This is a genomic window from Pseudomonas sp. StFLB209, assembly GCF_000829415.1.
GTDB lineage: Bacteria > Pseudomonadota > Gammaproteobacteria > Pseudomonadales > Pseudomonadaceae > Aquipseudomonas.
Map to the genome: position 1 here is coordinate 5,377,325 of NZ_AP014637.1, position 23,714 is coordinate 5,401,038.

At 61.9% G+C, this 23,714-nt stretch carries 16 protein-coding genes and 2 pseudogenes; 6 read left to right on the forward strand and 12 right to left on the reverse strand.

Annotated features, from left to right (window positions below; translation table 11 throughout):
• Window positions 1–41 precede the first annotated feature (41 nt).
• The 8 genes from urtD to PSCI_RS23970 all read right to left on the reverse strand — a co-directional run bounded on the left by urtD (window position 42) and on the right by PSCI_RS23970 (window position 12,380).
• Window positions 42–905: an urea ABC transporter ATP-binding protein UrtD gene (gene urtD, locus PSCI_RS23935; RefSeq protein WP_144403322.1), complete on the reverse strand. Its 864-nt coding sequence runs from the start codon at window positions 903–905 to the stop codon at window positions 42–44.
• Complete coding sequence (gene urtC / locus PSCI_RS23940; RefSeq protein ID WP_045491823.1) at window positions 902–1,981, reverse strand: urea ABC transporter permease subunit UrtC; 1,080 nt, start codon at window positions 1,979–1,981, stop codon at window positions 902–904. Before urtC ends, urtD begins: the two co-directional genes overlap by 4 nt.
• Complete coding sequence (urtB, locus tag PSCI_RS23945; RefSeq protein WP_045491825.1) at window positions 1,981–3,552, reverse strand: urea ABC transporter permease subunit UrtB; 1,572 nt, start codon at window positions 3,550–3,552, stop codon at window positions 1,981–1,983. The genes urtC and urtB overlap by 1 nt, the downstream gene beginning before the upstream one ends.
• 103 nt (window positions 3,553–3,655) lie before the next feature.
• Complete coding sequence (urtA, locus tag PSCI_RS23950) at window positions 3,656–4,921, reverse strand: urea ABC transporter substrate-binding protein (protein WP_045491827.1); 1,266 nt, start codon at window positions 4,919–4,921, stop codon at window positions 3,656–3,658.
• 14 nt (window positions 4,922–4,935) lie between these two features.
• On the reverse strand, window positions 4,936–5,712 hold the full coding sequence (locus PSCI_RS23955; protein ID WP_045491829.1) for a GntR family transcriptional regulator: 777 nt from the start codon (window positions 5,710–5,712) through the stop codon (window positions 4,936–4,938).
• Between the two features lies 1 nt (window position 5,713).
• Window positions 5,714–9,343 carry an urea carboxylase gene (gene uca, locus PSCI_RS23960; protein WP_045491831.1) on the reverse strand — a complete coding sequence of 1,210 codons (3,630 nt, stop codon included), beginning with the start codon at window positions 9,341–9,343 and terminating at the stop codon, window positions 5,714–5,716.
• 10 nt (window positions 9,344–9,353) lie between these two features.
• Entirely contained in the window at window positions 9,354–11,165 is a 1,812-nt protein-coding gene (gene atzF, locus PSCI_RS23965) for an allophanate hydrolase (protein WP_231906495.1), read from the reverse strand.
• A 282-nt stretch (window positions 11,166–11,447) separates the two neighbouring features.
• Complete coding sequence (locus tag PSCI_RS23970) at window positions 11,448–12,380, reverse strand: LysR family transcriptional regulator (RefSeq protein WP_045491833.1); 933 nt, start codon at window positions 12,378–12,380, stop codon at window positions 11,448–11,450.
• Between the two features lie 150 nt (window positions 12,381–12,530).
• On the opposite strand from PSCI_RS23970, the gene PSCI_RS23975 reads away from it, so the two are divergent.
• From PSCI_RS23975 to PSCI_RS29905, 3 genes and pseudogenes are all read left to right on the forward strand, one after another.
• Window positions 12,531–13,280 (forward strand): 3-oxoacyl-ACP reductase family protein, encoded by a 750-nt coding sequence (locus tag PSCI_RS23975; protein ID WP_045491834.1) that lies wholly within the window; start codon window positions 12,531–12,533, stop codon window positions 13,278–13,280.
• A gap of 77 nt (window positions 13,281–13,357) precedes the next feature.
• Window positions 13,358–13,843, forward strand: a pseudogene (locus PSCI_RS29900) (GrpB family protein); the annotation flags it as partial.
• The gene (locus tag PSCI_RS29905; RefSeq protein WP_231906620.1) at window positions 13,835–14,266 is read left to right on the forward strand and encodes an NUDIX hydrolase; all 432 of its coding nucleotides are present in this window, start codon (window positions 13,835–13,837) and stop codon (window positions 14,264–14,266) included. The pseudogene PSCI_RS29900 and the gene PSCI_RS29905, both read left to right, overlap by 9 nt.
• A 16-nt stretch (window positions 14,267–14,282) precedes the next feature.
• Here the strand turns inward: PSCI_RS29905 and dapA are convergent, their stop codons facing one another.
• Window positions 14,283–15,161 carry a 4-hydroxy-tetrahydrodipicolinate synthase gene (gene dapA, locus PSCI_RS23985; RefSeq protein WP_045491836.1) on the reverse strand — a complete coding sequence of 293 codons (879 nt, stop codon included), beginning with the start codon at window positions 15,159–15,161 and terminating at the stop codon, window positions 14,283–14,285.
• Between the two features lie 302 nt (window positions 15,162–15,463).
• Window positions 15,464–16,381: a LysR family transcriptional regulator gene (locus PSCI_RS23990; protein ID WP_045491838.1), complete on the reverse strand. Its 918-nt coding sequence runs from the start codon at window positions 16,379–16,381 to the stop codon at window positions 15,464–15,466.
• 125 nt (window positions 16,382–16,506) lie between these two features.
• On the opposite strand from PSCI_RS23990, the gene PSCI_RS23995 reads away from it, so the two are divergent.
• Together PSCI_RS23995 and PSCI_RS24000 are read left to right on the forward strand one after the other, a co-directional pair.
• A complete protein-coding gene (locus PSCI_RS23995) occupies window positions 16,507–16,917 on the forward strand; it encodes a RidA family protein (RefSeq protein ID WP_045491840.1) in 411 nt (136 codons plus the stop codon).
• 216 nt (window positions 16,918–17,133) lie between these two features.
• Window positions 17,134–19,347, forward strand: coding sequence for a TonB-dependent siderophore receptor (locus PSCI_RS24000; RefSeq protein ID WP_045491842.1), 2,214 nt, complete (start codon window positions 17,134–17,136; stop codon window positions 19,345–19,347).
• Between the two features lie 265 nt (window positions 19,348–19,612).
• Here the strand turns inward: PSCI_RS24000 and PSCI_RS24005 are convergent.
• Both PSCI_RS24005 and PSCI_RS24010 read right to left on the reverse strand, forming a co-directional pair.
• A pseudogene (locus PSCI_RS24005) lies at window positions 19,613–20,845 on the reverse strand (IS4 family transposase).
• Window positions 20,846–21,108: 263 nt separating this feature from the next.
• Window positions 21,109–22,542 (reverse strand): purine-cytosine permease family protein, encoded by a 1,434-nt coding sequence (locus PSCI_RS24010; RefSeq protein WP_045491843.1) that lies wholly within the window; start codon window positions 22,540–22,542, stop codon window positions 21,109–21,111.
• 658 nt (window positions 22,543–23,200) lie between these two features.
• On the opposite strand from PSCI_RS24010, the gene PSCI_RS24015 reads away from it, so the two are divergent.
• Window positions 23,201–23,686 (forward strand): flavin reductase family protein, encoded by a 486-nt coding sequence (locus PSCI_RS24015; protein ID WP_045491844.1) that lies wholly within the window; start codon window positions 23,201–23,203, stop codon window positions 23,684–23,686.
• The last annotated feature ends 28 nt before the right edge of the window (window positions 23,687–23,714 follow it).

Sequence of the window (23,714 nt, forward strand, 5' to 3'; positions counted from 1 at the left end):
CTCGAAATTGCAGCGGCAAGTCTCTGCTTGAAGCCGGCGCGTCAGCGCCCCAGATAAACCTCGATCACCCGCTCGTCAGCCTGTACATCGGCCAACGCGCCTTCGGCCAGCACGCTGCCCTGATGCAGTACCGTGACGTGGTCGGCAATCGCACCGACAAAGCCCATGTCGTGCTCGACCACCATCAGCGAGTGTTTGCCGGCCAGGCGCTTGAACAGCTCGGCAGTGAACTCGGTTTCGGCATCGGTCATGCCCGCCACCGGTTCATCGAGCAACAGCAATTGCGGGTCCTGGACCAGCAACATGCCAATTTCGAGAAACTGCTTCTGGCCATGCGATAACAAGCCTGCCGGGCGATCCCGTGACGCGCTCAAGCGAATGGTGTCCAGCACCTCGTCGATGCGCGTGCGTTGCTCGCCGTTCAGGCGGGCCCTGAGGCTGGCCCACACCGACTTGTCGGTCTTGAGCGCCAGCTCCAGGTTCTCGAACACGCTCAGCGCTTCGAACACCGTGGGTTTCTGGAACTTGCGGCCGATGCCGGCCTGGGCGATCTGCACCTCGCTCATGCGGGTCAGGTCCAGAGTTTCGCCGAACCAGGCCGTGCCCTGACCGGGTCGGGTCTTGCCGGTGATGACGTCCATCAAGGTGGTTTTGCCCGCGCCGTTAGGGCCGATGATGCAGCGCAGTTCACCGACCCCGATGTACAGGTTGAGATTATTCAGCGCCTTGAAGCCATCGAAGCTGACGCTGATGTCTTCCAGGGTCAGGATCGTACCGTGCCGGGTATTGAGGCCGGGGCCGGCACTGTTACCCAGACCCAGCGCGTCTCGGCCAGTGCCGGCGTCGCTGTTGGGGTCCAGAATCGGCTCCAGCATGAAGGCCGGGTTTGCGTGGCTGGCAATCATGATTCGCTCCTTTTCTTCAGCAGACCGATCACGCCCTTGGGCAGGTACAGGGTGACGACGATGAACAGCGCGCCCAGGCAGAACAGCCAGTATTCCGGGAAGGCCACGGTGAACCAGCTCTTCATGCCGTTGACCAGCCCGGCACCGAGCAGTGGCCCGATCAGGGTGCCGCGCCCGCCCAACGCCACCCACACCGCCGCCTCGATCGAGTTGGTCGGTGACATTTCGCTGGGGTTGATGATCCCCACTTGCGGCACGTACAAGGCCCCGGCCAGCCCGCACATCACCGCGCTGAGCACCCAGATGAACAGCTTGAAACCGCGCGGGTCGTAACCGCAGAACATCAGCCGGTTTTCCGCATCGCGCAGCGCGGTCAGCACCCGACCGAACTTGCTCTGCGCCAGCCGCCAGCCCACATACAGACAGCCGGCCAGCAGCAACACGGTGGCCAGGAACAGCACCGCACGGGTGCCCGGCGCGCTGATCGAAAAGCCCAGGATGCTGCGAAAGCTGGTAAAGCCGTTATTGCCGCCAAAACCGGTCTCGTTACGAAAAAACAACAGCATGCCGGCAAAGGTCAGCGCCTGGGTCATGATCGAGAAGTATACGCCCTTGATCCGCGAACGAAAGGCGAAGAAACCGAACACCAATGCCAACAGGCCGGGGGCCAGAACCACCAGGCACAGGGCCCAGAGAAAGTTATCGGTACCGGCCCAGTACCAAGGCAGTTCGGTCCATGACAAGAAGGTCATGAACGCCGGCAGGCCATCACCGGCCGCTTCGCGCATCAAATACATGCCCATCGCGTAGCCGCCCAGCGCGAAGAATAATCCGTGGCCCAGCGACAGCATTCCTGCATACCCCCACACCAAATCCAGCGCCAGCGCAACAATGGCGTAGCAAAGGATCTTGCCGACCAGAGTCAGGGTGTAAGCCGAAACCTGCAACGGGTGTTCGGCAGGCAATAGCGACAGCAGCGGCATGGCCAGCAGCACCGCCAGCAGCACGCCGCCGATCAGCAGGGTGAGTTTCGGGCCGGCCTTCTGCGCGGCGGTCATCATCAATGGCTGGTTCATCAGTCGATCACCCTTCCCTTGAGCGCGAAGAGGCCTTGCGGACGCTTCTGGATAAACAGAATGATCAGCGCCAGGATCAGGATCTTGCCCAGCACGGCGCCAATCTGCGGTTCGAGAATCTTGTTGAGCACACCCAGGCCAAACGCGGCGCTGACACTGCCAGCCAGTTGCCCGACCCCGCCAAGCACCACCACCAGGAACGAGTCGATGATGTAGCCCTGGCCCAGGTCCGGACCGACGTTACCGATCTGGCTGAGCGCCACGCCGCCGAGCCCTGCGATCCCCGAGCCCAGGCCAAAGGCGAGCATGTCCACCCGCCCGGTGGGCACGCCGCAGCAGGCCGCCATGTTGCGATTCTGGGTCACAGCGCGCACGTTCAGGCCCAGCCGGGTCTTGTTCAGCAACAGCCAGGTCAGCGCGACCACGCACAGCGCAAAGCCGATGATCACGATCCGGTTGTACGGCAGCACCAGGTTGGGCAACACCTGAATCCCGCCCGACAGCCAGCCGGGGTTGGCAACTTCGACGTTCTGCGCGCCGAAAATCAGACGTACCGCCTGGATCAGCATCAGGCTGATGCCCCAGGTCGCCAGCAGGGTTTCCAGCGGGCGGCCATACAGATGACGGATCACCGTGCGCTCCAGAGCCATGCCGATCAACGCCGTGACACAGAAGGCCGCTGGCAGTGCCAGCAACGGGTAATACGCCAGCGCATCGGGCGCGTACTGCTGGAACAGCACCTGCACACAGTAGGTGGTATAGGCACCGAGCATGAGCATCTCGCCGTGGGCCATGTTGATCACCCCCAACAAACCGAAGGTAATCGCCAGGCCCAATGCGGCCAGTAGCAGGATCGAACCCAGCGACAACCCGGTAAACGCCTGGCCAAGCAGGTCGCCCATCAACAGCTTGCGCTTGACCTGCGCCAGGCTGGTCTGCGCGGCAATGCGTACGCTGGCGTCGGGCTCCACGCCCGGTTCCAGCAGCGCCTCAAGCCGGGTGCGCGCCAGCGGCTCACCGGTTTCGCCCAACAGCCGCACCGCCGCCAGCCGCACGGTGGGGCTGCTGTCGGTCAATTGCAGGTTGGCCAGCGCCAGGTTCAGGGCGGTCCATACCTGGCTGTCGGACTCGCGGGTCAGGCTCTGGCTGAGCAACGCCAGTTGTGCCGGGCGGGCATTGCGTTGCAGATGCTGCGCAGCGGCCAGCCGCACTGCGGCATCGTTACTCATCAGTTGATGACTGGCCAGCGCGGTGTCGACCAGCCCGCGCAGGCGATTGTTCAGGCGCAGTTTACGCGGCTCGTCGGCCGCTGCCGGACCGCCGTCCACGGCGCTGTACTGGCCGTTGTTGTCGATGAATGCGCGCTTGCTGCTGTCGGCCGCGACCCGGCCGTCACGCAAGGCTTCAAGCCAGGGCAGTCGCTCACCGAGCGGTTGCACTGACCAGGCTTCGAGCAGGTCTGCCTGCGCGGCGGAGTTGCCGGCAACAAAGTCGTCGGCCTCCCCGGCCTGCGCGCCCAAGGGCAGCAGCAGTGCACAGATCAGCATCAAGCGGTGAAAGAAGTTGGGCATGATAAGTGACCTGTAGATTGGACAGGGCTGTGTAGGAGCCGCTTTAGCGACGAAGCCTTGAAAGCTTCGCGACCGAGGTCGCTCCCACAAGTACCGGCGTGTATCAGTGGCTCTTCACCGCGTGGTCAGGCTTCTTGTCGTTGCCGGGAATGTACGGGCTCCATGGCTGGGCGCGGATCGGCTCCTGGGTCTGCCAGACCACACTGAACTGGCCGTTATCCTCGACCTCGCCGATCATCACCGGCTTGTGCAGGTGGTGGTTGGTCTTGTCCATGGTCAGGGTGAAGCCCGACGGCGCAGCGAAGGTCTGCCCGGCCATGGCTTCACGCACCTTGTCGACATCGGTGGATTTGGCCTTTTCCACCGCCTGTGCCCACATGTGAATACCCACGTAGGTGGCTTCCATCGGGTCGTTGGTCACCGCTTTGTCGGCGCCCGGCAGGTTTTTCTTCTTCGCGTAGGCCTGCCAGTCGGCGACAAACTTCTTGTTCACCGGGTTATCAACCGACTGGAAGTAGTTCCAGGCTGCCAGGTGGCCGACCAGCGGCTTGGTGTCGATGCCGCGCAGTTCTTCTTCACCCACCGAGAACGCCACCACCGGCACGTCGGTGGCTTTCAGGCCCTGGTTGGCCAGTTCTTTGTAGAACGGCACGTTGGAGTCGCCGTTGACCGTGGAGATCACGGCGGTCTTGCCGCCGGCGGAGAACTTCTTGATGTTGGCGACAATGGTCTGGTAATCGCTATGGCCGAACGGGGTGTAGACCTCTTCGATATCGCTGTCTTTGACGCCTTTGGAATGCAGGAAAGCGCGCAGAATCTTGTTGGTGGTGCGCGGGTAGACGTAGTCGGTGCCGAGCAGGAAGTAACGCTTGGCCGCCCCGCCGTCTTCGCTCATCAGGTACTCGACTGCCGGAATCGCCTGCTGGTTTGGCGCGGCACCGGTGTAGAACACGTTGGGCGACATTTCTTCGCCTTCGTATTGCACCGGGTAGAACAGCAACCCGTTGAGTTCCTCGAACACCGGCAACACCGATTTGCGCGACACCGAGGTCCAGCAGCCGAACACCACCGCGACCTTGTCCTGGGTCAGCAACTGGCGGCCCTTCTCGGCGAACAGCGGCCAGTTCGAGGCCGGGTCGACGACCACGGCTTCGAGTTGCTTGCCGTTGACACCGCCCTTGGCGTTGATCTCGTCGATGGTCATCAGGGCCATGTCCTTGAGCGAGGTCTCGGAGATCGCCATGGTTCCGGACAACGAATGCAGGATACCGACCTTGATGGTTTCGGCGGCTTGTACAGTCCAGCTCAGGCCCATGGCGGCAATGGATGCAGACAAGGTAAAGGCTTTGATCAGGCTACGACGACGCATGGATGAATCCCCCATCATATTGTTGAGTCAACAGTTGGCTTGTGGTGGGCAGACGCGAAATGTTCTTGCTTGCTACCTGCCGCCAGCGAACGCTGGCGGGCGGTGTGCAACATATGCAGAGTGACCTTGCGGACCTCGGCCTTGCTGACCTCTATGTGGGTCTTCAATAACGACTGTGCCTGCTCGCAGCGGCGCTTGAGGATCGCCTCCAGAATCAGTGCATGTTCCTGATAGGTCAGCTCGATGCGCGGCCCCTGGGTGAAATCCAGACGGCGAATGATGCGAATTTTCTCGCTGACCTGGGCATGAATCCGCGCCATCTCGCGATTGCCGGCCGCCTCCAGCAAGTGGCAGTGAAACTGCTCGTCCAGCCGCGACACGGCGCTGCCGTCAGTCAGGCGCTGATCGGCCGCGACCATCCAGGTCTCGGCCAGTTGCGCCAGCAGTGGCGGTAGCTCTGCACGCGGCCAGTCACACAGGCGCTTGACCGCTTCGAGTTCCAGCACGATGCGCAGATCGTAAAGCTCTTCGAAATGCTCGAAATCAAATGGCCGCACCTGCCAGCCGCTGCGGAAATACACCTCCAGGTAACCTTCGCGCTCCAGGCGATACAGCGCCTGGCGCACCGGGGTGCGGCTGACCGCCATGCGCTCGGCGACTTCGCCTTCGGAAAAGCGGTCACCCGGCAGCAGGCGAAACTCGAAGATGTCGTCCTTGAGCTGCGCATAGATCCGCTCGGCCAGATTCTCCGGGCGTTCCTTGCTGCGCATGACGGTGCTGGACAGTTGCATGTCAGGCCGCCTCACCCGGTTCCAGCCACACCAGCGCATCGCCCGGCGTGATCGCCTTGCCGGGCTGGCAACGCACGGCCTTGACCACTCCGGACACCGGTGCGATCACCGACAGCTCCATCTTCATCGCCTCGACCACCAGCAGGGGCGTACCGGCCTCGACGTGCTGACCCGGCTCGACCAACACCTTCCAGACACTGCCGCACATTTCGGCGCTGACCAGATGGCCTTCATAGTCCTGCGCATCAGCCTCGCTGTCGGCCGCCGCTCGGAGTACCGGCGGCTCATCGTCGTGCCACAACTGCGCCTCGCTGTCGAACGCCGCCTTCTGCCGGCTCTGGAACTCGGCAATGCTCTCGGCGTTGTCGGCCAGCAAGCGCTGGTACTCGGCGAAGTCGAATTCGCTGTGCTCGATGCGGATCTGGCCACGGCCTTCACGAAACGCCTCGCGCTGTTCATTGAGTTCAGCTTCGCTGACCGGGTAGAAACGCACCTGGTCAAAGAAGTGCAGCAACCATGGCTGGCCGTTGGCGAACTGCGGGTTCTTCACGTACTTGTTCCAGATCGGCAGGGTACGGCCCACCAGCTGATAGCCGCCGGGCGAGTCCATGCCGTAGATGCACATGTACATGCCGCCGATGCCCACCGTGCCCTCGGCGGTGAAGGTCCGCGCCGGGTTGTACTTGGAGCTGAGCAACCGGTGGCGCGGGTCCAGCGGTACCGCACAGGGGGCGTCGAGGTACACGTCGCCCAGCCCCAGAATCAGGTAGCTGGCCTGGAACAGGATGTCACGCACCTGCTCGCGGCTGTCCAGGCCATTGATGCGCTGCAAGAAGTCCACGTTATTCGGTAACCACGGTGCTTCACTGCGCACCGTCTCGCGGTAGCGCTGGACGGCGCCGAGGGTCGCGCTGTCTTCGAAGGCCATCGGCAGATGAATGATCCGGGTCGGCACCTTGAGCTGCGAGACGTCGCCCAGCCCCTCTTCGAGCATCAGCAGGTGCTCCAGCAGGCTCTTCTGGTGCAGCACGCGGCTGTCGTAGCGCAGTTGCAACGAACGCACGCCGGGCGCCAGCTCTTCCAGGCCCTTGAGCGGCCGGGCCTTGAGGGCTTCCATCAACAGGTGCACGCGCAGCCGCAGCGCCAGGTCCAGCACGTTGTCGCCGTATTCGAGCAGAATGTAGGCGTCACCGGCCTGGCGATACACCGCCCGTGGCCGTGAGCCGCTGGCCGGCAGCTCGGCGAGAATGGTCGCCGACGCGGTGTCGGCCGGTTGCAGGGCCGGGGCTGGCAACGGCACGGCGCTGATCGCGGCCAGGGCTTCGAGGCTGCCCAATTGTGCCTGCTCCAAACTCTGCGCCTGCTGAAAACCGATGGGTTTGAAGCGCAGCTTGTCGCCGGGTTTGACCTGGCCGATCTTCCACAGCTCGGCCTTGGCGATGGTCACCGGGCAGACAAACCCGCCCAGGCTCGGGCCATCCTTGGTGAGGATCACCGGGAAGTCACCGGTGAAGTTGATCGCGCCGATCGCGTACTCGCAGTCATGCACGTTAGAGGGATGCAGGCCCGCCTCGCCGCCATCGCTGCGCGCCCAGTCGGGCTTGGGACCGGACAGCCGCACGCCAAGACGGTTGGAGTTGTAATGCACCTCCCACTCGGCGGCGAAGAACGCCTCGATCGATTGTGCGGTAAAGAAATCCGGCGCTCCGTGCGGGCCATAGAGCACGCCGATTTCCCACTCATTGCCGTAGTGCGGAATCAGGCTGGCATGCACTGCCTGCGGCGCACTGATCGGCGCCGGGGTGGTGCAGGCGGCCAGTTCCGGCTGCGAGATGGCCAGCATGTCGGCGGTGCGCAACGTGCGCCCGGCATGCCCGCCGAACTGGCCCAGCGCGAAGGTCGAGCGGCTGCCCAGATACAGCGGTACATCCAGACCGTTGCGCACGGCCAGATACGTGCGGCAACCCGATTGCGCACGCCCAAGCTTGAGCACCTGGCCGGCCTGTACGGAAACCGGCTGCCAGTAGGCGACCGGCTCGCCGTCCAGCGTCGCCGGGCAATCGGCACCGGTCAGGGCGATCAGGGCTGCGCTGTGAAAGCGCAAGGTCGGCCCTTGCAGAGTGAACTCCAGCGCCGCGGCACTGACATGGTTGCCGACAATCCGGTTGGCCAGGCGAAACGCCTGATCGTCCATGGGCCCTGACGGCGGCACGCCAATGTCCCAGTAGCCCAGCCGCCCTGGATAGTCCTGAACACTGGAATAGGTGCCCGGCTCCAGCACTTCAATGACACTGGCCTTGAAAGTGAAATCGTCGAGCAGCCGGGTCCAGACATCACCACGGGCAAACCGCGGGTCGGCCACCACCTGGCGCAGATAGTCGAGGTTGCTGGCAATGCCGTGCAGCCGGGTCGCGGCCAGTGCAGCTTGCATCCGCGCCATGGCATCGGCGCGGTCCTCGCCCCTGACGATCAGCTTGGCAATCATCGGATCATAGAACGCCGACACTTCACTGCCGGTGCTGACCCAGCCATCGACCCGCACATCGTCCGGAAAGTACACGTCGGTCAATACACCGGGGCTCGGCTGAAAGTTCTTCAGCGGGTCTTCGGCGTACAGCCGCACTTCAATGGCTGCGCCTTGCGGGGCGCGTCGCAGCGCTGCCCAATCCAGCGGGCTGCCGGCGGCGACTTGCAGCATGCATTCGATCAGGTCAAGGCCGGTGACCATCTCGGTGATCGGGTGCTCGACCTGCAGGCGGGTGTTGACCTCCAGAAAGTAGAAATCGTCCCGCGCAGGGTCATAAATGAACTCTACGGTGCCGGCACTGCGATAAGCCACTGACTGCCCCAGTTGCACGGCGGCGGCATGCAGGCGCTCGCGGGTGGCCTGGGGCAAGTTGGGCGCGGGGGTCTCTTCCACTACTTTCTGGTTGCGCCGTTGCAGCGAGCAATCGCGCTCGCCGAGGGCCACCACCTGCCCCTGACCATCACCAAAAATCTGCACTTCGACATGCCGGGCCTTATCGACGAAGCGCTCAAGGAACACCCCGGCATCACTGAAAAACTGCTCGCCCATGCGTTTGACGCTGTCATAGGCGCTGCGCAGCGCTGGCTCATCAGCACAGCGAGTCAGGCCAATACCACCGCCGCCGGCAGTGGTCTTGAGCATTACCGGGTAACCGATCTGCTCCGCCGCTTGCACCGCCTGCTCCAGGCTGTCGAGCAGACCGGTGCCGGGGGCCATTGGCACCTGGGCTTGGCCGGCCAGCTCACGGGCACGGTGCTTGAGGCCAAACTCACGGATCTGGCCGGCGGTCGGGCCGACAAAGGCAATCCCGGCCTGCTCGCAGGCGTCAGCAAACTCGGCACTCTCAGACAGAAAGCCATAACCCGGATAGATCGCCTGGGCACCGGTTTGCTTGGCGGCGGCGAGAATCTTGTCGATACGCAGGTAGCTGTCGGCAGGTTTGTCGCCGCCCAAGGCAATCGCCACATCGGCGTCGCGCACATGCGCCGCATTGCGGTCGGCATCGGCGTACACCGCCACGCTCTTGATGCCCAGACGCTTGAGGGTGCGGATGGCACGTACAGCGATTTCGCCACGGTTGGCGATCAATACGGTATTGAACATGACAGGCGCCTCAGACGTTGGGGGTGGGTGTACTGTTGCGGCTGGCAATGAATGCCCGCCATCCGCCGAGTTCGGTAATGTCGGTAGCGCTGTGCAGCGCCAGCGGTTCGCAGATGAAGCCCTTGACCCAACGGCCATCAGCCAGTTGCAGGTTGCCAATGCCCAGCGGCGGCGGAATTTCGGCGACGAACTCGCCAAAGCGCGCCAGCGGGATGTCCCACAGCTCAACGATGATCGACGCACCCTGCTCGGCCCGCGCCAGCCCAGGCTTGGGCGGCACGGTGCCGGGCAACGCATACAGCCGGTAATCGCTGGCGGTCAGGGTCTGCTCGACCAGCACCGCGTTGCGCTGGGTGAGCTGGAAGTTCAGCGGCATGCCGGTCAGGTGCGCACCGACCACTGCCAGACGCACACAGCCCGGCGCTTGCAGGGCTGGCGCGGGCGCAGGCTTTGCAGCGCCAGTGGCGCCCAAGGTAAGCTCTTGGGCCTGCTGCCAGCGCTTGCCCAGGCTGACCAGCGCCAGGTCGTGCCAGGCCGGCGCCAGCAAAGTGATACCGGCCGGCAAGCCGTCATCGCGCAGCCCGGCAGGCAGGGCCAGCGCCGAGAGGTCGGCCAGGTTGGTGAAGTTGGTGTAGGTGCCGAACTGGCTGTTGAACAGCACCGGCTCCTCGGCCATCTCGGCGATACGGCGGATGGTCGGCGCGGTCGGAACCACCAGCGCATCGAAGCCGGCCAGGCTGTCATTGATCTGCCGCGACAGCTCGGCGCGCAGGTACTCAGCCTTGTAGGCGTCGCAGGCACTGTAGCGTTTGCCGCCCTCGACAATACCGCGTACCACCGGGTCGATTGCCGCAGGATCCACGCCTTCAACCGCGACGGTTCGCTCAGCCACCCACGGGCCCAGATACAACTGCTCGGCCAACCGGCTAAATGGGGTGAAGTCGATTTCGCTGATTTCGGCACCTGACTGGCGAAGCCGGTCCAGCGCTTGCTGAAACTGCACCCTGCTCTGCTCGTCGCTAAAGAACTCCAGGGTTGCCGGGACTGCCAGCTTGGGCCTGGCGCCGATTGCGACTGGCGCGCTGTTGGGGTTGTGCCGACTGTAGGGGTCGGCGGCGTCATAACCGCTGGCCAGTTTGAGCACGGTTTCGGCGTCATCGACGGTCAGGGCGAAGATCGAGATGCAGTCGACAGTGCGGCAAGCCGGCACCAAACCGGTGTTGGGCAGCAGACCCTTGGTCGGTTTGAGACCGACAATGTTATTGAAGCCCGCCGGCACCCGACCAGAACCTGCGGTGTCAGTCCCCAGCGAAAACGCCACCAGGCCACGGGCAACCACGCTGGCAGAGCCCGAGCTCGAACCACCGCTGACGTAGTCCGGATCAAAACTGTTGGGCACCGCGCCATAGGGCGAACGGGTGCCGACCAGACCGGTGGCAAACTGATCCAGATTGGTCTTGCCCATCAACACCGCACCGGCAGCGCGCAACCGCGCCACAACCGTGGCATCGGTTTGCGCAGCATAGGCAAACTCTGGGCACGCGGCGGTGGTCGGCCAACCGGCCGCATCGATGTTGTCCTTGATGGCGAACGGCACGCCATACAACGGCAGCGCACTACGATCCCCACCCGCGGCCTCCAGCCGGGCCTGCAACTGATCGAGTTGCGCATCGAGCTGTTCGGCACTGACCCGGCTGATCCACGCCGTGTCGTCTTCACTCAAGCGGTTGCGCAGCTCATGCAGCAAGGCGCCGGGTTGCAGAGCGTCGCGATAGGCCTGTTGCCAATCAGCCAAGGTGTAAAGCGCAGAAGCCTGGGACATATGCTGAGATTCCATCTTGTATCCAAGTTGGGATCTGTATTGCAACGCTAATGCCAGTTCTTATAAACGCTTTAAGTTCAGCCACTTAGCTTTATAACAAGGGGGATTTTGGAGTTTCTGCACGGGCCAGTCGCACGCTTATCGCGCAGCCTGCCTGCTCGTGGTGCAGCGGCCTTGTAGTTAACCTGCGGGAGCTAGCTGAGCTGCCGCTCAAGCGCTTGCTCTGTGGCACTCCTTCCCCACCCTGAACGGCGGGCTTGTCGCGCCCCGATGGTCACGGCCTCAAACGGCGCTGAACCGCTGCGCCAACCCCTGCGCCTTGAACCGCTCCAGCAGGAAATCGACGAACGCGCGGGTCTTGCCCGGCAACAGTTTGTGCTCGGCGTAGTACAGGGAAATATTGCCATCGTCGACATACCAGTCTGGCAGTACCCGTACCAGACGCTGACGTTCCAGGTACGGCAAGGCAAACGGCAGGCTCACCAGCGCGATGCCAAGGCCCTGCTCGGCGGCGGCACAGGCGGCTTCCGAGTCGCTCAGGGTCATGCGCGGCTTCAGGCGTAGCGGGCTTTGCTCCTGATTTTGATGAGGGCTGCGGTGAGTCAGCGGCCAACTGCGTACCCGGCCAGTCTGTGGCGAGCGAATCAGGATGCCGGCGGCGTTTTCAAGATCATCCGGGTGTTCGACCGGGTTCTTGCGCTGATACTCCGGGGCGGCCACCAGAATGCGATGGGCCGGTCCCAATTTACGCGCCACTACACCGGGCGGTAGCTCAAAGCCGCCACCGATGGCGGCATCGAAGCCCTGACCGATCAGGTCGACCTGACGGTTATCGAAATGCCAGTCAGCGACGATCGCCGGGTACTGCTGCAAAAACTCACCCAGCAGCGGCAGCACATAAAGCCGCCCGAACATCAGGCCCATGCTCACTTTGAGCGTACCGGCAGGCTGGCCCTCGGCGCTGGCCAGGTTGGCCACGGCATTCTGGATCACACCAAAACTGCCACCGACCTCATCAAGAAAGCGTCGCCCTGCTTCGGTCAGGGTCAGTCGGCGGGTGCTGCGCAGAAACAGCCGCACGCCAAGCCGCGCTTCCAGCCCAGCGACATTTTTGCCGACCGCAGCGGAAGTCAGCCCCAGCCGCCGCGCGGCCTCGGCGAAACTGCCGGCTTCGGCACTCCGGATAAAGCTCTCGATGCTGCCAAAGGTTTCCATGGCCGATCCTTGCAGAAGACAAACACGGCCTGATCATAAACTTCTGGTTTACTCAGAGCATGCGATTAATGGTCTACCGGGCTGGTAATTCACCCGCAATACTTGACTCACTGCGGGGCGCATCGCCCTGACCCTTTCAGGAGAACAACCATGACTCATTGCCCTTCAATCGCCGGCAAAGTCGCTCTGGTTCAAGGCGGCTCACGCGGCATCGGCGCAGCCATCGTCAAACGCCTCGCCGCCGAGGGCGCCAGCGTCGCCTTCACCTTCGTCAGCTCGGCCAGCAAAGCCCAGGCGCTGGAGGACGAAATCATTGCCGCTGGCGGCAAAGCGCTGGCCATTCAGGCTGACAGCGCCGACGCCGAAGCGGTGATTGAGGCGGTCGCACAAACAGCAGAAGCCTTTGGCCGGATCGACATTCTGGTCAACAACGCAGGTGTACTGGCCTTGGGCTCGGTCGAAGAGCTGCCGCTGGCCGACTTCGACCGCACCCTGGCGATCAACGTACGCAGCGTGTTTGTCGCCAGCCAGGCGGCGCTGCAACATATGGGCACTGGCGGGCGAATCATCAATATTGGCAGCACCAATGCCGAGCGCGTGCCCTTCGCAGGGGGTGCCACCTACGCCATGAGCAAGTCGGCGCTTATCGGTCTGGTCAAAGGCATGGCCCGTGATCTGGGGTCACGGGGCATCACCGTCAACAACGTGCAGCCCGGCCCGGTGGACACCGACATGAACCCCGCCAACGGTGAAATGGCGCCCGGCCTGCTGGGCCTGATGGCACTGGACCGCTATGGCAGCGCCGAAGAGATCGCCGGGTTTGTCGCCTACCTGGCCGGGCCGGAAGCGGGCTATATCACCGGTGCCAACCTGACCATTGATGGTGGCTTTGCGGCCTGAAACAGAGGTGCGCCATGCGCGCTGAGCCGTTACTATCGCGCCCCGCTTCTTATGGGCCGCCGATACAAGGACGCAGCATGGCACTCACCAGCACCATTACCCCCTACGACGATCGCTGGCCAACGCTGTTTCAAGCAACCCTTGAACAGCTTGCTGCAGCCTTCGGTACTGAGCATGTTGCCACCCACCATGTGGGCAGCACCGCCGTCGAAGGGCTGGCTGCCAAGCCGGAAATCGACGTACTGATCGAAGTCCGTGAACACTGTAACGAAGCTCAGCGTGATGCCGTGTTGGCCGGGTTCGGCTATGTACGCGGCAGCGACCTTACACCGGGGCATCATTTTTATCGCCGCAATGTCGACGGTGTGCGCACTCACAAATTGCACATCTGCGTAACCGGTCATCCGCAGATTGAACGGGTGCTGCGGTTTCGCGACCTGTTGCGTGCGGACGCGGTACTGCGCCAGCGTTATCAAGCGCTCAAGCTCGAACTCGAAGCGAGTAACACGGCCGGTATGGGCCAATACCTGGCCGGCAAGGCGCCGTTCATTGAGATGCTATTGGACAAGCCGGGCAAGGCTTGCCCGGTGCTGTTGCGGCGCCAGGGCGAACAAGTGCAGATCCTTGCTTTCCGGCACCCGCTGGCCGGCTACCAACTGGTGAAAGGCAGTATTGAACCTGATGAGTCAGCAGCCCAGGCGGCCGTGCGCGAACTCGCGGAAGAATCGGGGCTTACCGGCGCCCGGATCAAATGCGACCTGGGCGTCTGGCCTTGCGGCGTTGATGGGCAACTGTGGTCTTTGCAGTGCTGCGAAGCTGTCGGGCCAGTGCCGGAGCACTGGCGCTTTACCACCGCGGACGATGGCGGCCGGGTTTTTGAGTTTTTCTGGCAACCACTGGAGCAAGATCTGCCTGAACCCTGCCACCCGGTGTACCAGCGAGCCCTGCAACAGATCAGGAGCAGGACCGCTGCCCTGCCCGACTGAAGCTGTTTGACCGGTTTTAGATCCGCGGCTTGAGGTCCAGTTGCGCCAGCACATCAGCCAGACGCTCCCGCGTCGCCACTGAACAGCCTTGCATCGGCGCACGCAAGTCAGGCGCCAGCAAACCTTGCAATGCCAGGGCCGCTTTGACCGGCGCCGGGTTCGGTTCACAGAACGCGGCCTGCATCCACTCGCGCAGACGGTAGAAGGTCGCGCGGGCGGCGGCCAGTTCGCCGTTGTCGAGCTGACGCTGCATCTGCACATACAGATCGGCACGAATATGCGCTGACACCGAGATCGCACCGGCACCGCCCAGGCACAGGTTGTTGAAGATCTGCAGGTCTTCGCCGGTGAGAATCTCGGCGTTGCCATCGGCGATCAGTACAGTGGTGGTGTCCAGGTCGCCGCCACAATCCTTGACCGCTGCAATACGCGGATGGCGCACGATCCGCCGGATCGTCTCGCGCTCGATGCGCACGCCGGTGCGATAAGGAATGTCGTAAAGCACCACCGGCACCGTGGCAGCATCAGCCACGGTCTTGAAGAACGACTCCAGCCCGCTTTGGGACGGACGAATGTAATACGGCGCCGGGACCAGCAGGCCAGCCAGCGCCCGTTGCTGGATGTCCTGTTGAAAGGCCAGCAGCTCGCGCAGATTGTTACCGGCCAGGCCCATGATGACCTGATCGGCCGGCACCCGCTCAAGCACCGCATCAAGCACCGCCAGTTGCTCGGCATGGCTGAGCGCTGCGGCCTCGCCGGAAGTGCCGCAAACCACCAGGCCGCGAACCCCATCGTCGAGCAGCTTGCCAGCCAGGTGCTGCAGGGCAGGAAAATCAATTTCATCGTTACGAAAGGGTGTGACCAGAGCGACCCAGATACCACGAAAAGCTGACATGCAAAATCTCCTTGAGTAGACCGGCGGGTCTCGTCAGGAGGGTGCGGGAGCGGGTGCTGGGAGGGTATCTGCCTGGCGCCTTGGTGTCCTGTCAGCCCATCTGACGGGACAGCGCGCCCCGGTCAAATGAGCGACTGTTTCTTGGATTTATTGGCAACGGACACGCACACGCACGCCGCGAGACAGAGGTCCCGGGAAAGCGGCGAGTGGTCAAGGCTGGTAGGCATTGGTAGTCCGTGGCGCAGTGATTGCCCGGCGATCATGCGCGGGCCGGGCAAACAAAGTCAACAGAGCGTCACAAATCATTTCAAAGCCGGCGGCGTCCACTCCCCCGCAATTTCAACCACCCACTCGATGAACATCCGCAGCTTGGCACTGACGTGCCGGTTCGGCGGCCAGGCGATGTACATCGGCATCGAGTCGAGCTGCCAGTCGCTGAACAGCTGCATCAGCTCACCGCTTTGCACATGCGCTGTCGCCATGTACTCCGGCAGCCAGAGAATACCCAGCCCGGCCAGGCCGGCGGCCAGATAGGCATTCCCGTCATCGACCGCCAGCGCGTGATGGCCTTGGACCTTGAGGCTTTCGTTGCCCCGCTGCATGGCATAGGGCAAGGGTTTACCGGTGCGGGCCCAGAGGTAACCGACGATCCGGTGGCGGCTATCTTCCAGCTCACGGGGGTGCACCGGGGTGCCGAAGCGCTGCAAATAAGCCGGCGCGGCGTAGACGCCCAGCCGCAAGTCAGCGAGTCGTCGCGCGATTAGCGACTGATCGGTCAATTCTCCGCCGCGCACCACGCAGTCAACGTTTTCGTCGATCAGGTCGACCTTGCGATCACTGACACCCATGTCCAGTTGAATGTCCGGGTAACGGGCGTAAAAGCTTGGCAAGGCCGGGATCAACACCTTGGCCGCCAGCGGGCTGGGCACATCGATCCGCAGCCGTCCACGTGGCACTGCAGCGGCGCTCGACAGGCTGGTTTCGGCATCGTCCATATCTGCCAGCAGCCGCACCACGCGCTCGTAATAGGCGGCGCCATCGGCGGTGACATTGACCTTGCGCGTGGTGCGGTTGAGCAAGCGCACCCGCAAGCGCGCCTCAAGCTGCTGGATCAGTTGGGTCACGCTGGTCTTGCTCAGGTGCAGGGTGTCGGCAGCCTTGGTGAAGCTGCCGGTTTCCACTACGCGGGCAAAGGCCAGCATCGCGTCGAAACGGTCCATCAGCGCTCCTGATTGTTTGCGATTTACAAACAGTGATGGGTGAGTTTGCGAGTTTATCCGCACCGGGGCGCCACCTAAAGTGGCCTTCAGCACATCGCTTTCCGGCTCATCCCCAGGAGTTTCCCATGACCCAACGTGACGTTGTTTTCCCCGCTGGCCGCCAGGCCCTTTATGAGCGCAATCGCTACTCGCCGGCGGTTCGTTCCAACGGTTTTCTGTTCGTGTCCGGCCAGGTCGGCAGCCGTGAAGACGGCTCGCCGCAACCCGGTTTGCAGAATCAGGTGCGTCGCGCCTTTGACAACCTCAATGCGATTCTTGAGGCCGCGGGTGGCAGCTTCGAGGACGTGGTGGATGTCACCGTGTTCATGGTCGATCCGCAATCGACCTTCGAAACCATCTGGCAGGTGGTGCCCGAATACTGGGGCGAGGCGCCCTACCCGACCATCACCGCTGTTGGTGTGACCTGGTTGTACGGGTTCGACTTTGAAATCAAGGTCATTGCCAAGGCCCCGAAAAGCGCCAACAACGGCGCATGATCGCCGACATTCGCTGATTACCCGCGACCCTTGGCGGGCAGGAACTGCCCGCCGAGGTTTCCCGGTCTGATTAATTGAGGCCGACCAATAGGGGGTGGTATTACGCTCAAGAAAAAACATTTTGTAAAAATTTCGTTAAGGAGCACTTGTAAAAGCAATTCAAATGTAAATAATTCGCATCCGAAAACAATTAGCACTCACATTCGGATCTCTCCCATGCTCCCTCCCCGCTCCTTCCGGCGTACGTCCCTGCACCTGTCTGTCTGCCTGGCCCTGAGCAGCATGCTGCTGCACGGCCCGCTACAGGCCGAAACACTGCCCGTCGACACTCATGACAGCGCTTCGGGCGTAGAGCTGGCGGCCACCAACATCGAGGGCCAGGCCCTGGGTGAAAGCACCGAGAACACCGGCAGCTATGCGCCCGGCACCACCGCCATGGGCGGCAAAAGTGCGCAAAAGCTCAAGGACATCGCCCAGTCGGTGACCGTGATCACCAGCCAGCGCCTGGAGGACCAGCAGCTCAAGAGCATGGATCAGGTGATGAACCAGATGACCGGCATCTCGCGTCAGGAAGCCTGGGCGAAGAACACCTACCTGTCCCGTGGTTTCGCGATCAATGACGTGCGCTATCAGGGTGGCGCGACCTCTACCCTGCTCGACAGCGCCCGTTATGAAGACCTGGCGCAGTTCGACAGCGTCGGCGTGCTGCGCGGCGCCGATGGCCTGTACGGTGGTGGCGAGCCGGGCGGGGTGCTGAACCTGATGTACAAGCGGCCGCTGGCCTACAACCAGGTCAAGCTGCAGACCTCGGCGGGCAGTTGGGACAACTACCGTGGAGAGATTGACGTCACCGGCCCCCTGGGCCTGGACGGCCGCCTGCGTGGCCGCTATGTCGCGGCACTGGAAGACAAGCGCAACTTCGTCAACTACGACCACAAGAAGCGCAACCTCAACTACGCCTCGTTCGAATTCGATGCCACCGACGACACCCTGCTGCTGGCCGGTTTCAGCCATCAGCGCGATGACCTCAATGGCGTGCGCAACACCATCGGCCGCTACGCCGACGGCGGCGACCTGGGCCTGTCGCGGCGCACCAACATGACCACGCCCTGGAGCTGGAACGATATCGAGAACACCACACTGTTCGTGCGTCTCGACCAGCAACTGAGCGACAACTGGAAGGCGGTGGCCAACCTGCGCCACAACATCAACCAGAATGACCAGAACGTGGTCGAGCTGGAAAACCCCATCGATCGCGCCACCGGCACCGGCGGCGACTGGTGGAACAACCAGCACAGCTACCGCAATACCCAGACCACCTTCGATCTCAACCTGCAGGGCTCTTTCGAGCTGCTGGGCCATAGCCACGACCTGACCGTCGGTATCGATGCAACCAAGATCAAAAGCCGCGGCGGCAGCTACTGGAACTACCTGTACTCAGACACGATTTTTGCGCCGACCCTGCCGGCCTACTTCCCGACCGCCGAGAGCTTCCCGGACACCTCGACCGACATCCGCAAGGTGGGTTCGTACACCTCGCTGCGGATTCGCCCGACCGACGAGTTATCGCTGATCGTCGGCGGCCGCTACACCCTCAAGGAAGACACCGAGTACGTCGGCGCCACCGGCCAGAAACTGTCGTCGCTGGACGTCGACAGCCAGTTCGTTCCTTATTACGGCATCGTCTACGAACTGACCCCGAGCGTCAGCCTGTACGCCAGCCATGCCGAAATCTACAAGACCCAGTCCACCCTGCTGCAAGGCCCGCCGCCGGGCAGCAAGGCGCTGGAGCCGATGACCGGCACCAACTACGAGATCGGCATCAAGAGCGAAATGGCCGACGGCAAACTGCTTGGCAGCTTCGCCCTGTACCGCATCGAGAAGAAAGGCGAAGGCCAGCAAGACACCAGCTACCCACGCCAGTGGGGCAGCGTGACCTCGTGCTGCTACATCGGTAATGGCTACCAGTTGAGCCAGGGCTTTGAAGTGGAACTCAACGGCGAAGTGCTGCCGGGCTTGCAGGTCGCCATGGGCTACACCTACAACGCCAACGAGAACAAGCGCGAAGGCGACGCGCGTTTCAGCAGCCACACCCCACGGCACCTGTTCAAGCTGTGGAGCGACTACCGCTTGCAGAGCCTGCCCAAACTCAGCATCGGCGCCGGGGTCCTGGCCCAGAGCGCGCAAAGCGAGGCCGGCAGCGTCGTGCCGCTGGGTGGCACACAGTCGCTGGACTACTCCTACGTCGAAGGCGGCTATACGATCTACTCAGCGCGCGCGGCCTACAAGCTCGACGAGCACTGGACGCTGGCCCTGAACGGCAACAACCTGTTCGACAAGACCTATTACAGCACCGTCTCGTCCAGTGGCTACGGCAACCTGTATGGTGAGCCGCGCAACTTCGTGCTGAGTCTCAAAGGCCAGTTCTGATCCCGACGGTTTGCAGGAGCGGATTTATCCGCGAAGGGCCCTGAAAGCTTCAGGGCTTAAAGCTTCGGGGCTAAAGCCAATACTGTTCACTTAAGCAAAAATGGGTACTTGACTACATGGCCGATTGAGGGGCTGTCCTCGTCGTCGGACGGGATAGCCGCTCATCTTGCGCTTAACGCCTCGCGGATTGGCCTTGCCTCGACTGCTGATGCACTTGCCGCGCAAGATCTCTTTCAAAACCGATTCACGCCAAAGTTCGACGTGCTCAGGGGGGAAAAGCTGCCGCTTGCGGCAGCTTCCTTCTGACTACCCACACGGCGTTCGTAAAACCCAGCCTGTCCGGGTCGATCGCTGCCTTATCAGCCGCCTGGATCATCAACTGGCGGATTGCAAAATGTGCCAGTAGAAAACCCCACATCTCTTGCTTGACCAGTTCGGGCTTCTTGCTGCGCAGTACCGTGCTGGCTCCGCGCAAATGGGTTTTGAGTTCATCGAAGACGTTTTCGACCTCCCAGCGCTCGTGATACAAGGCGGCCAACTCTGCTGCAGGAGCTTCCTCAGGCACTAGCAGATTGGTCACCAGTCGGTAGCGCTCACCCAGTTGCCCCTCCTCATCCACCAGAGTGAACTCCACGACCCGTACGCGATGGCTGTTTTTTCGGTTTCGGCCATGGAGTTCGTACGTCGTACTCAAATACGAGCCATCACTGAGGCATTCTTCGACTGGCAGCTTGACGGTACTTTTGACTCGCCAAAGCAATTTGCCTCCACACTGAGTCGCCAAACTCCAAAGCTTGAAGCTGTAGAAGCCCCGGTCGGCCATCAGTAACTCGTCAGATCGAAGATGTTCGGGCAACAATCGCTCTGCCAGGGTTTGCTCGCTCTGGCGGCAATTCCCAAGCTGGGCCGCCGTGATGACATGGGTTCCGCACTCGACCAGGTTGACGAGCCGCAGTTGTGGAAACGCACTGCTACCTCTCGATGAAGGCGGGTAGCCAAAGTAGTCGGCGTTGGCTTGCTCGTCAGCCACGTCGAGGACGGTGCCATCAAGGCCCATCAAGCGTCAACCACGATACCAGGCACCTCGGGTCTCGGGTGTGGCCAGCGGGCGTAGCACCCGTTGTGCGAGACCCTGCATGACTTTGGCACCTAGCCGGTTGCGGGCGGCCGAAATCGCCGATTTGGTGGGTAGTTGGAGGTTGTGAGGATGAGCTCCGGCGCCAATATTGAGCCAGTTCGCGCCCTCACAGACGATCCGTAAAACCTCTTCGAGCGGAGCGTCACGCCAAAGCGCCATGGCCATTACGTAATAGACAACGGTGGGGGCAGTTAACAGACGTTCACGTTGGCTGCCGCGTCCTGTTTGTTTGAGAACTTCGTCGATCAAGGTACGAGGACAGCTGTTTATCAACACACCTGCACTGATCAAATGAGCCAGATCGAGGGAGTCTGGAAGGCATTTGCGTGTCCGAGCCACAGGCGTGTCCTCCTGAGCCATTTACAGGAGGATAGCTCGGCCAGCATTCACTTCGTCTAACTGAACAGTATTGCGGCTAAAGCCAATACTGTTCAATTAAGCGCCGCAAACCTCTGTGGGAACGAGCTTGCTCGTGAAGAGGCCGTTAAAGTCACAGCATTTGTAGCGAATGTGCCGCCGTCTTCGCGAGCAAGGTCGCTCCCACCGGGGGCATACAGTGGCTGCACGACCCATTCCCGAGTCCCGGCAACACGGCCGGGGCGCCCTTGGGCGGGATGATCCACTCAGTCGTTGTACCGCAACCGTGCAGCCCGACTGGCTTCGCTTTTACTGCGCGTGGCCAGGCAGTAATACAGCGGCGCAGTGACCACCAGACCGACCAGCCACGACAGGTCGGCGCCTTCGATGTAGTTGGCATATGGGCCGACGTACAGCGAGGTGTTGGCGAATGGCAGTTGCACCAGGATGCCGATGGCGTAAGCGATGATCGCGTGGGGGTTGAAGCGCCCATAGATGCCGCCGTCATTGCGGAAGATCGACTCGATCTCGTACACGCCGCGCTTGATCAGGTAGAAGTCGATGATGTTGATCGCCGCCCACGGCACCAGCACGATCAGCAGTGCCAGGATCAGGCCGATGAACTTGCTGATAAAGTCGCCCGAGGCGCTGACCGCCACCAGGCAGCAACCCACCAGAATGATCGTCGACAACACCACGCGCAGCTTGATGCTCGGCGTCCACTGCGCAGCGAAGGTCTGGATCGAGGTGACGATGGACAGCACCGCGCCATACAGATTCAAGGCGTTGTGGCTGATGATGTTGAGCAGAAACAGCACCATCAGGATCGGCCCCAGCCAGCCGGTGGATTGCTTGACCGCCGCCATGGCTTCGGTGCCTTGCGGGGTGGCCAATGCTGCGACCATGCCGAAGCTGAACGAGGCGATAGTGCCCAGGCTGGCACCGAAGTAGGTAGCCCAGAACGGTTTGCCGATGCCGATTTCCTTGGGCAGGTAGCGCGAGTAATCCGAGGTATATGGCGAGAAGCTGATTTGCCAGATGATGCCCAGCGACAAGGTGGCGATCCAGCCGGCGGCATCGAAGCCGCCACGAATGAAGAAGTCATCCGGCAACTCTTGCAGGAAGATCATGCTGAAGCCGGCCAACAGCGCCGCGCCCATCACCCAGGTGCCGATCCGGTTGAGGGTGTGAATGAACCGATAGCCGATCACGCCGATGGCGGTAGCGCTCAGTGCGCCGATCAGGATGCCGGTGGGCATCGACACTGACGGTGCCAGGCCCTGGATCGACTTGCCCGACAGGACGATGTTGGAGATAAAGAAGCCGACGTAGATCAGCGCGGTGATGAACACGATCAGCAACGCGCCGTAACGACCGAACTGGCCCCGGCTCTGGACCATTTGCGGGATGCCCAGTTGCGGGCCCTGCGCCGAAGCCAGACCGATGACCACGCCGCCGATCAGGTTACCCAGCACAATCGCCAGCAGCCCCCAGAAAAAGTCGAGGTTAAACACCTGCACGGCCATCGCGCCGGTGACGATCGGCAGTGGCGCAATATTGGTACTGAACCACAGGGTGAACAGGTCGCGAGCCTTGCCGTGGCGCTCTGCCGGGGGAACGTAATCAACGGTGTGGTTTTCGATCAGCGGCGCGCTGCCGCTGTCATGTGGGTTTTGCTGGGGCGTGTTGTGCTTGGACATAGTCGCTATCTCGAAACCGATGGCCGACGCCGTGGCGGGCGCCAGATGACAAACCCATCAGGCCCTGCGGCTTTTTCCGGACGAGCCGGGCCACGACCTGCATATGGCAGGCCGACGAGGCTCAATCATCCGGGCTTAGAAAAGCGGCAGGCCCGACGCCTTACGCACTGAGGGTGCGCAGACTCTTGGCAGTTGAGAAATCCGTTACGAATCGAATAACGCTGGGCAGCGTGGTGACCGGCACCATTGGGTAAAAGTGAAGAAACATCGTCTCGCCTGAATTTGTTGTTGTGCAGAGCCAAACCATGCAGCGCCCTGCTTAAACAGGGCCGGAATGAGTGTGAGGCAGTGAAGGTGTCATTCGTGCCATTCATTGCGCTGATAACACCATATTATGGTATGCCACATACACACAACCCCCTACCGGCCATCTTTCGGCCCCTCAACAGGCGCCTGTCAAGCGTCAGAAGCGGCCGCAAACAACGGTGCAGGTCAGCAATATCAAGGCATACAGCCCAATTGCAGCGTCAGGCTCAGACAAGCGATGCAACAAAAACACTTGCGAATTAAGTATTACGGTATACCATCAGACAGACAACAATCTGCTTCGGCCCCGTCCACCAGCGTGCCCCCAGCGGTCTCCAACGAGAGGTATCCAATGATCGACCCGAATGTCTACAAGAACGTCATGGGCTCCTTCCCGTCCGGCGTTACCGTCATCACCACCCTGGATGATGATGGCCAAGTGGTCGGGCTGACTGCCAGCGCCTTCAGCGCGCTGTCCCTGGAACCGGCCCTGGTGTTGTTCTGCCCCAATTACAGCTCCGACTCCTATCCTGTACTGATCAAGAACAAACGCTTTGCCATTCACCTGCTCGGCAGCGAGCAGAAAACCGAAGCTTATGCCTTCGCGCGCAAGGGCAAAGACAAGGCTGAAGGCATCGAGTGGAGCTTGAGCGAACTGGGCAATCCATTGCTGGCCGGTGCTACGGCGATCATTGAATGCGAGCTGTGGCGCGAATACGAAGGTGGCGATCACGCGATCATGGTTGGCGCAGTGAAGAACCTGATCCTGCCTGAGCAGCCCGTCGCACCAATGGTGTATTGCCTGGGCAAAATGGGTGCCCTGCCCACGGCGGCTTGATCTGCATCAGCATTCGATATTACGGTAT

Excerpts from the sequence above, each read along its gene's own strand:
- urtD (WP_144403322.1), bottom strand. The coding sequence starts at position 905 with ATGATTGCCAGCCACGCAAACCCGGCCTTCATGCTGGAGCCGATTCTG.
- urtC (WP_045491823.1), bottom strand. The coding sequence starts at position 1,981 with ATGAACCAGCCATTGATGATGACCGCCGCGCAGAAGGCCGGCCCGAAA.
- urtB (WP_045491825.1), bottom strand. The coding sequence starts at position 3,552 with ATGCCCAACTTCTTTCACCGCTTGATGCTGATCTGTGCACTGCTGCTG.
- urtA (WP_045491827.1), bottom strand. The coding sequence starts at position 4,921 with ATGCGTCGTCGTAGCCTGATCAAAGCCTTTACCTTGTCTGCATCCATT.
- PSCI_RS23955 (WP_045491829.1), bottom strand. The coding sequence starts at position 5,712 with ATGCAACTGTCCAGCACCGTCATGCGCAGCAAGGAACGCCCGGAGAAT.
- uca (WP_045491831.1), bottom strand. The coding sequence starts at position 9,343 with ATGTTCAATACCGTATTGATCGCCAACCGTGGCGAAATCGCTGTACGT.
- atzF (WP_231906495.1), bottom strand. The coding sequence starts at position 11,165 with ATGTCCCAGGCTTCTGCGCTTTACACCTTGGCTGATTGGCAACAGGCC.
- PSCI_RS23970 (WP_045491833.1), bottom strand. The coding sequence starts at position 12,380 with ATGGAAACCTTTGGCAGCATCGAGAGCTTTATCCGGAGTGCCGAAGCC.
- PSCI_RS23975 (WP_045491834.1), top strand. The coding sequence starts at position 12,531 with ATGACTCATTGCCCTTCAATCGCCGGCAAAGTCGCTCTGGTTCAAGGC.
- PSCI_RS29905 (WP_231906620.1), top strand. The coding sequence starts at position 13,835 with ATGCTATTGGACAAGCCGGGCAAGGCTTGCCCGGTGCTGTTGCGGCGC.
- dapA (WP_045491836.1), bottom strand. The coding sequence starts at position 15,161 with ATGTCAGCTTTTCGTGGTATCTGGGTCGCTCTGGTCACACCCTTTCGT.
- PSCI_RS23990 (WP_045491838.1), bottom strand. The coding sequence starts at position 16,381 with ATGGACCGTTTCGACGCGATGCTGGCCTTTGCCCGCGTAGTGGAAACC.
- PSCI_RS23995 (WP_045491840.1), top strand. The coding sequence starts at position 16,507 with ATGACCCAACGTGACGTTGTTTTCCCCGCTGGCCGCCAGGCCCTTTAT.
- PSCI_RS24000 (WP_045491842.1), top strand. The coding sequence starts at position 17,134 with ATGCTCCCTCCCCGCTCCTTCCGGCGTACGTCCCTGCACCTGTCTGTC.
- PSCI_RS24010 (WP_045491843.1), bottom strand. The coding sequence starts at position 22,542 with ATGTCCAAGCACAACACGCCCCAGCAAAACCCACATGACAGCGGCAGC.
- PSCI_RS24015 (WP_045491844.1), top strand. The coding sequence starts at position 23,201 with ATGATCGACCCGAATGTCTACAAGAACGTCATGGGCTCCTTCCCGTCC.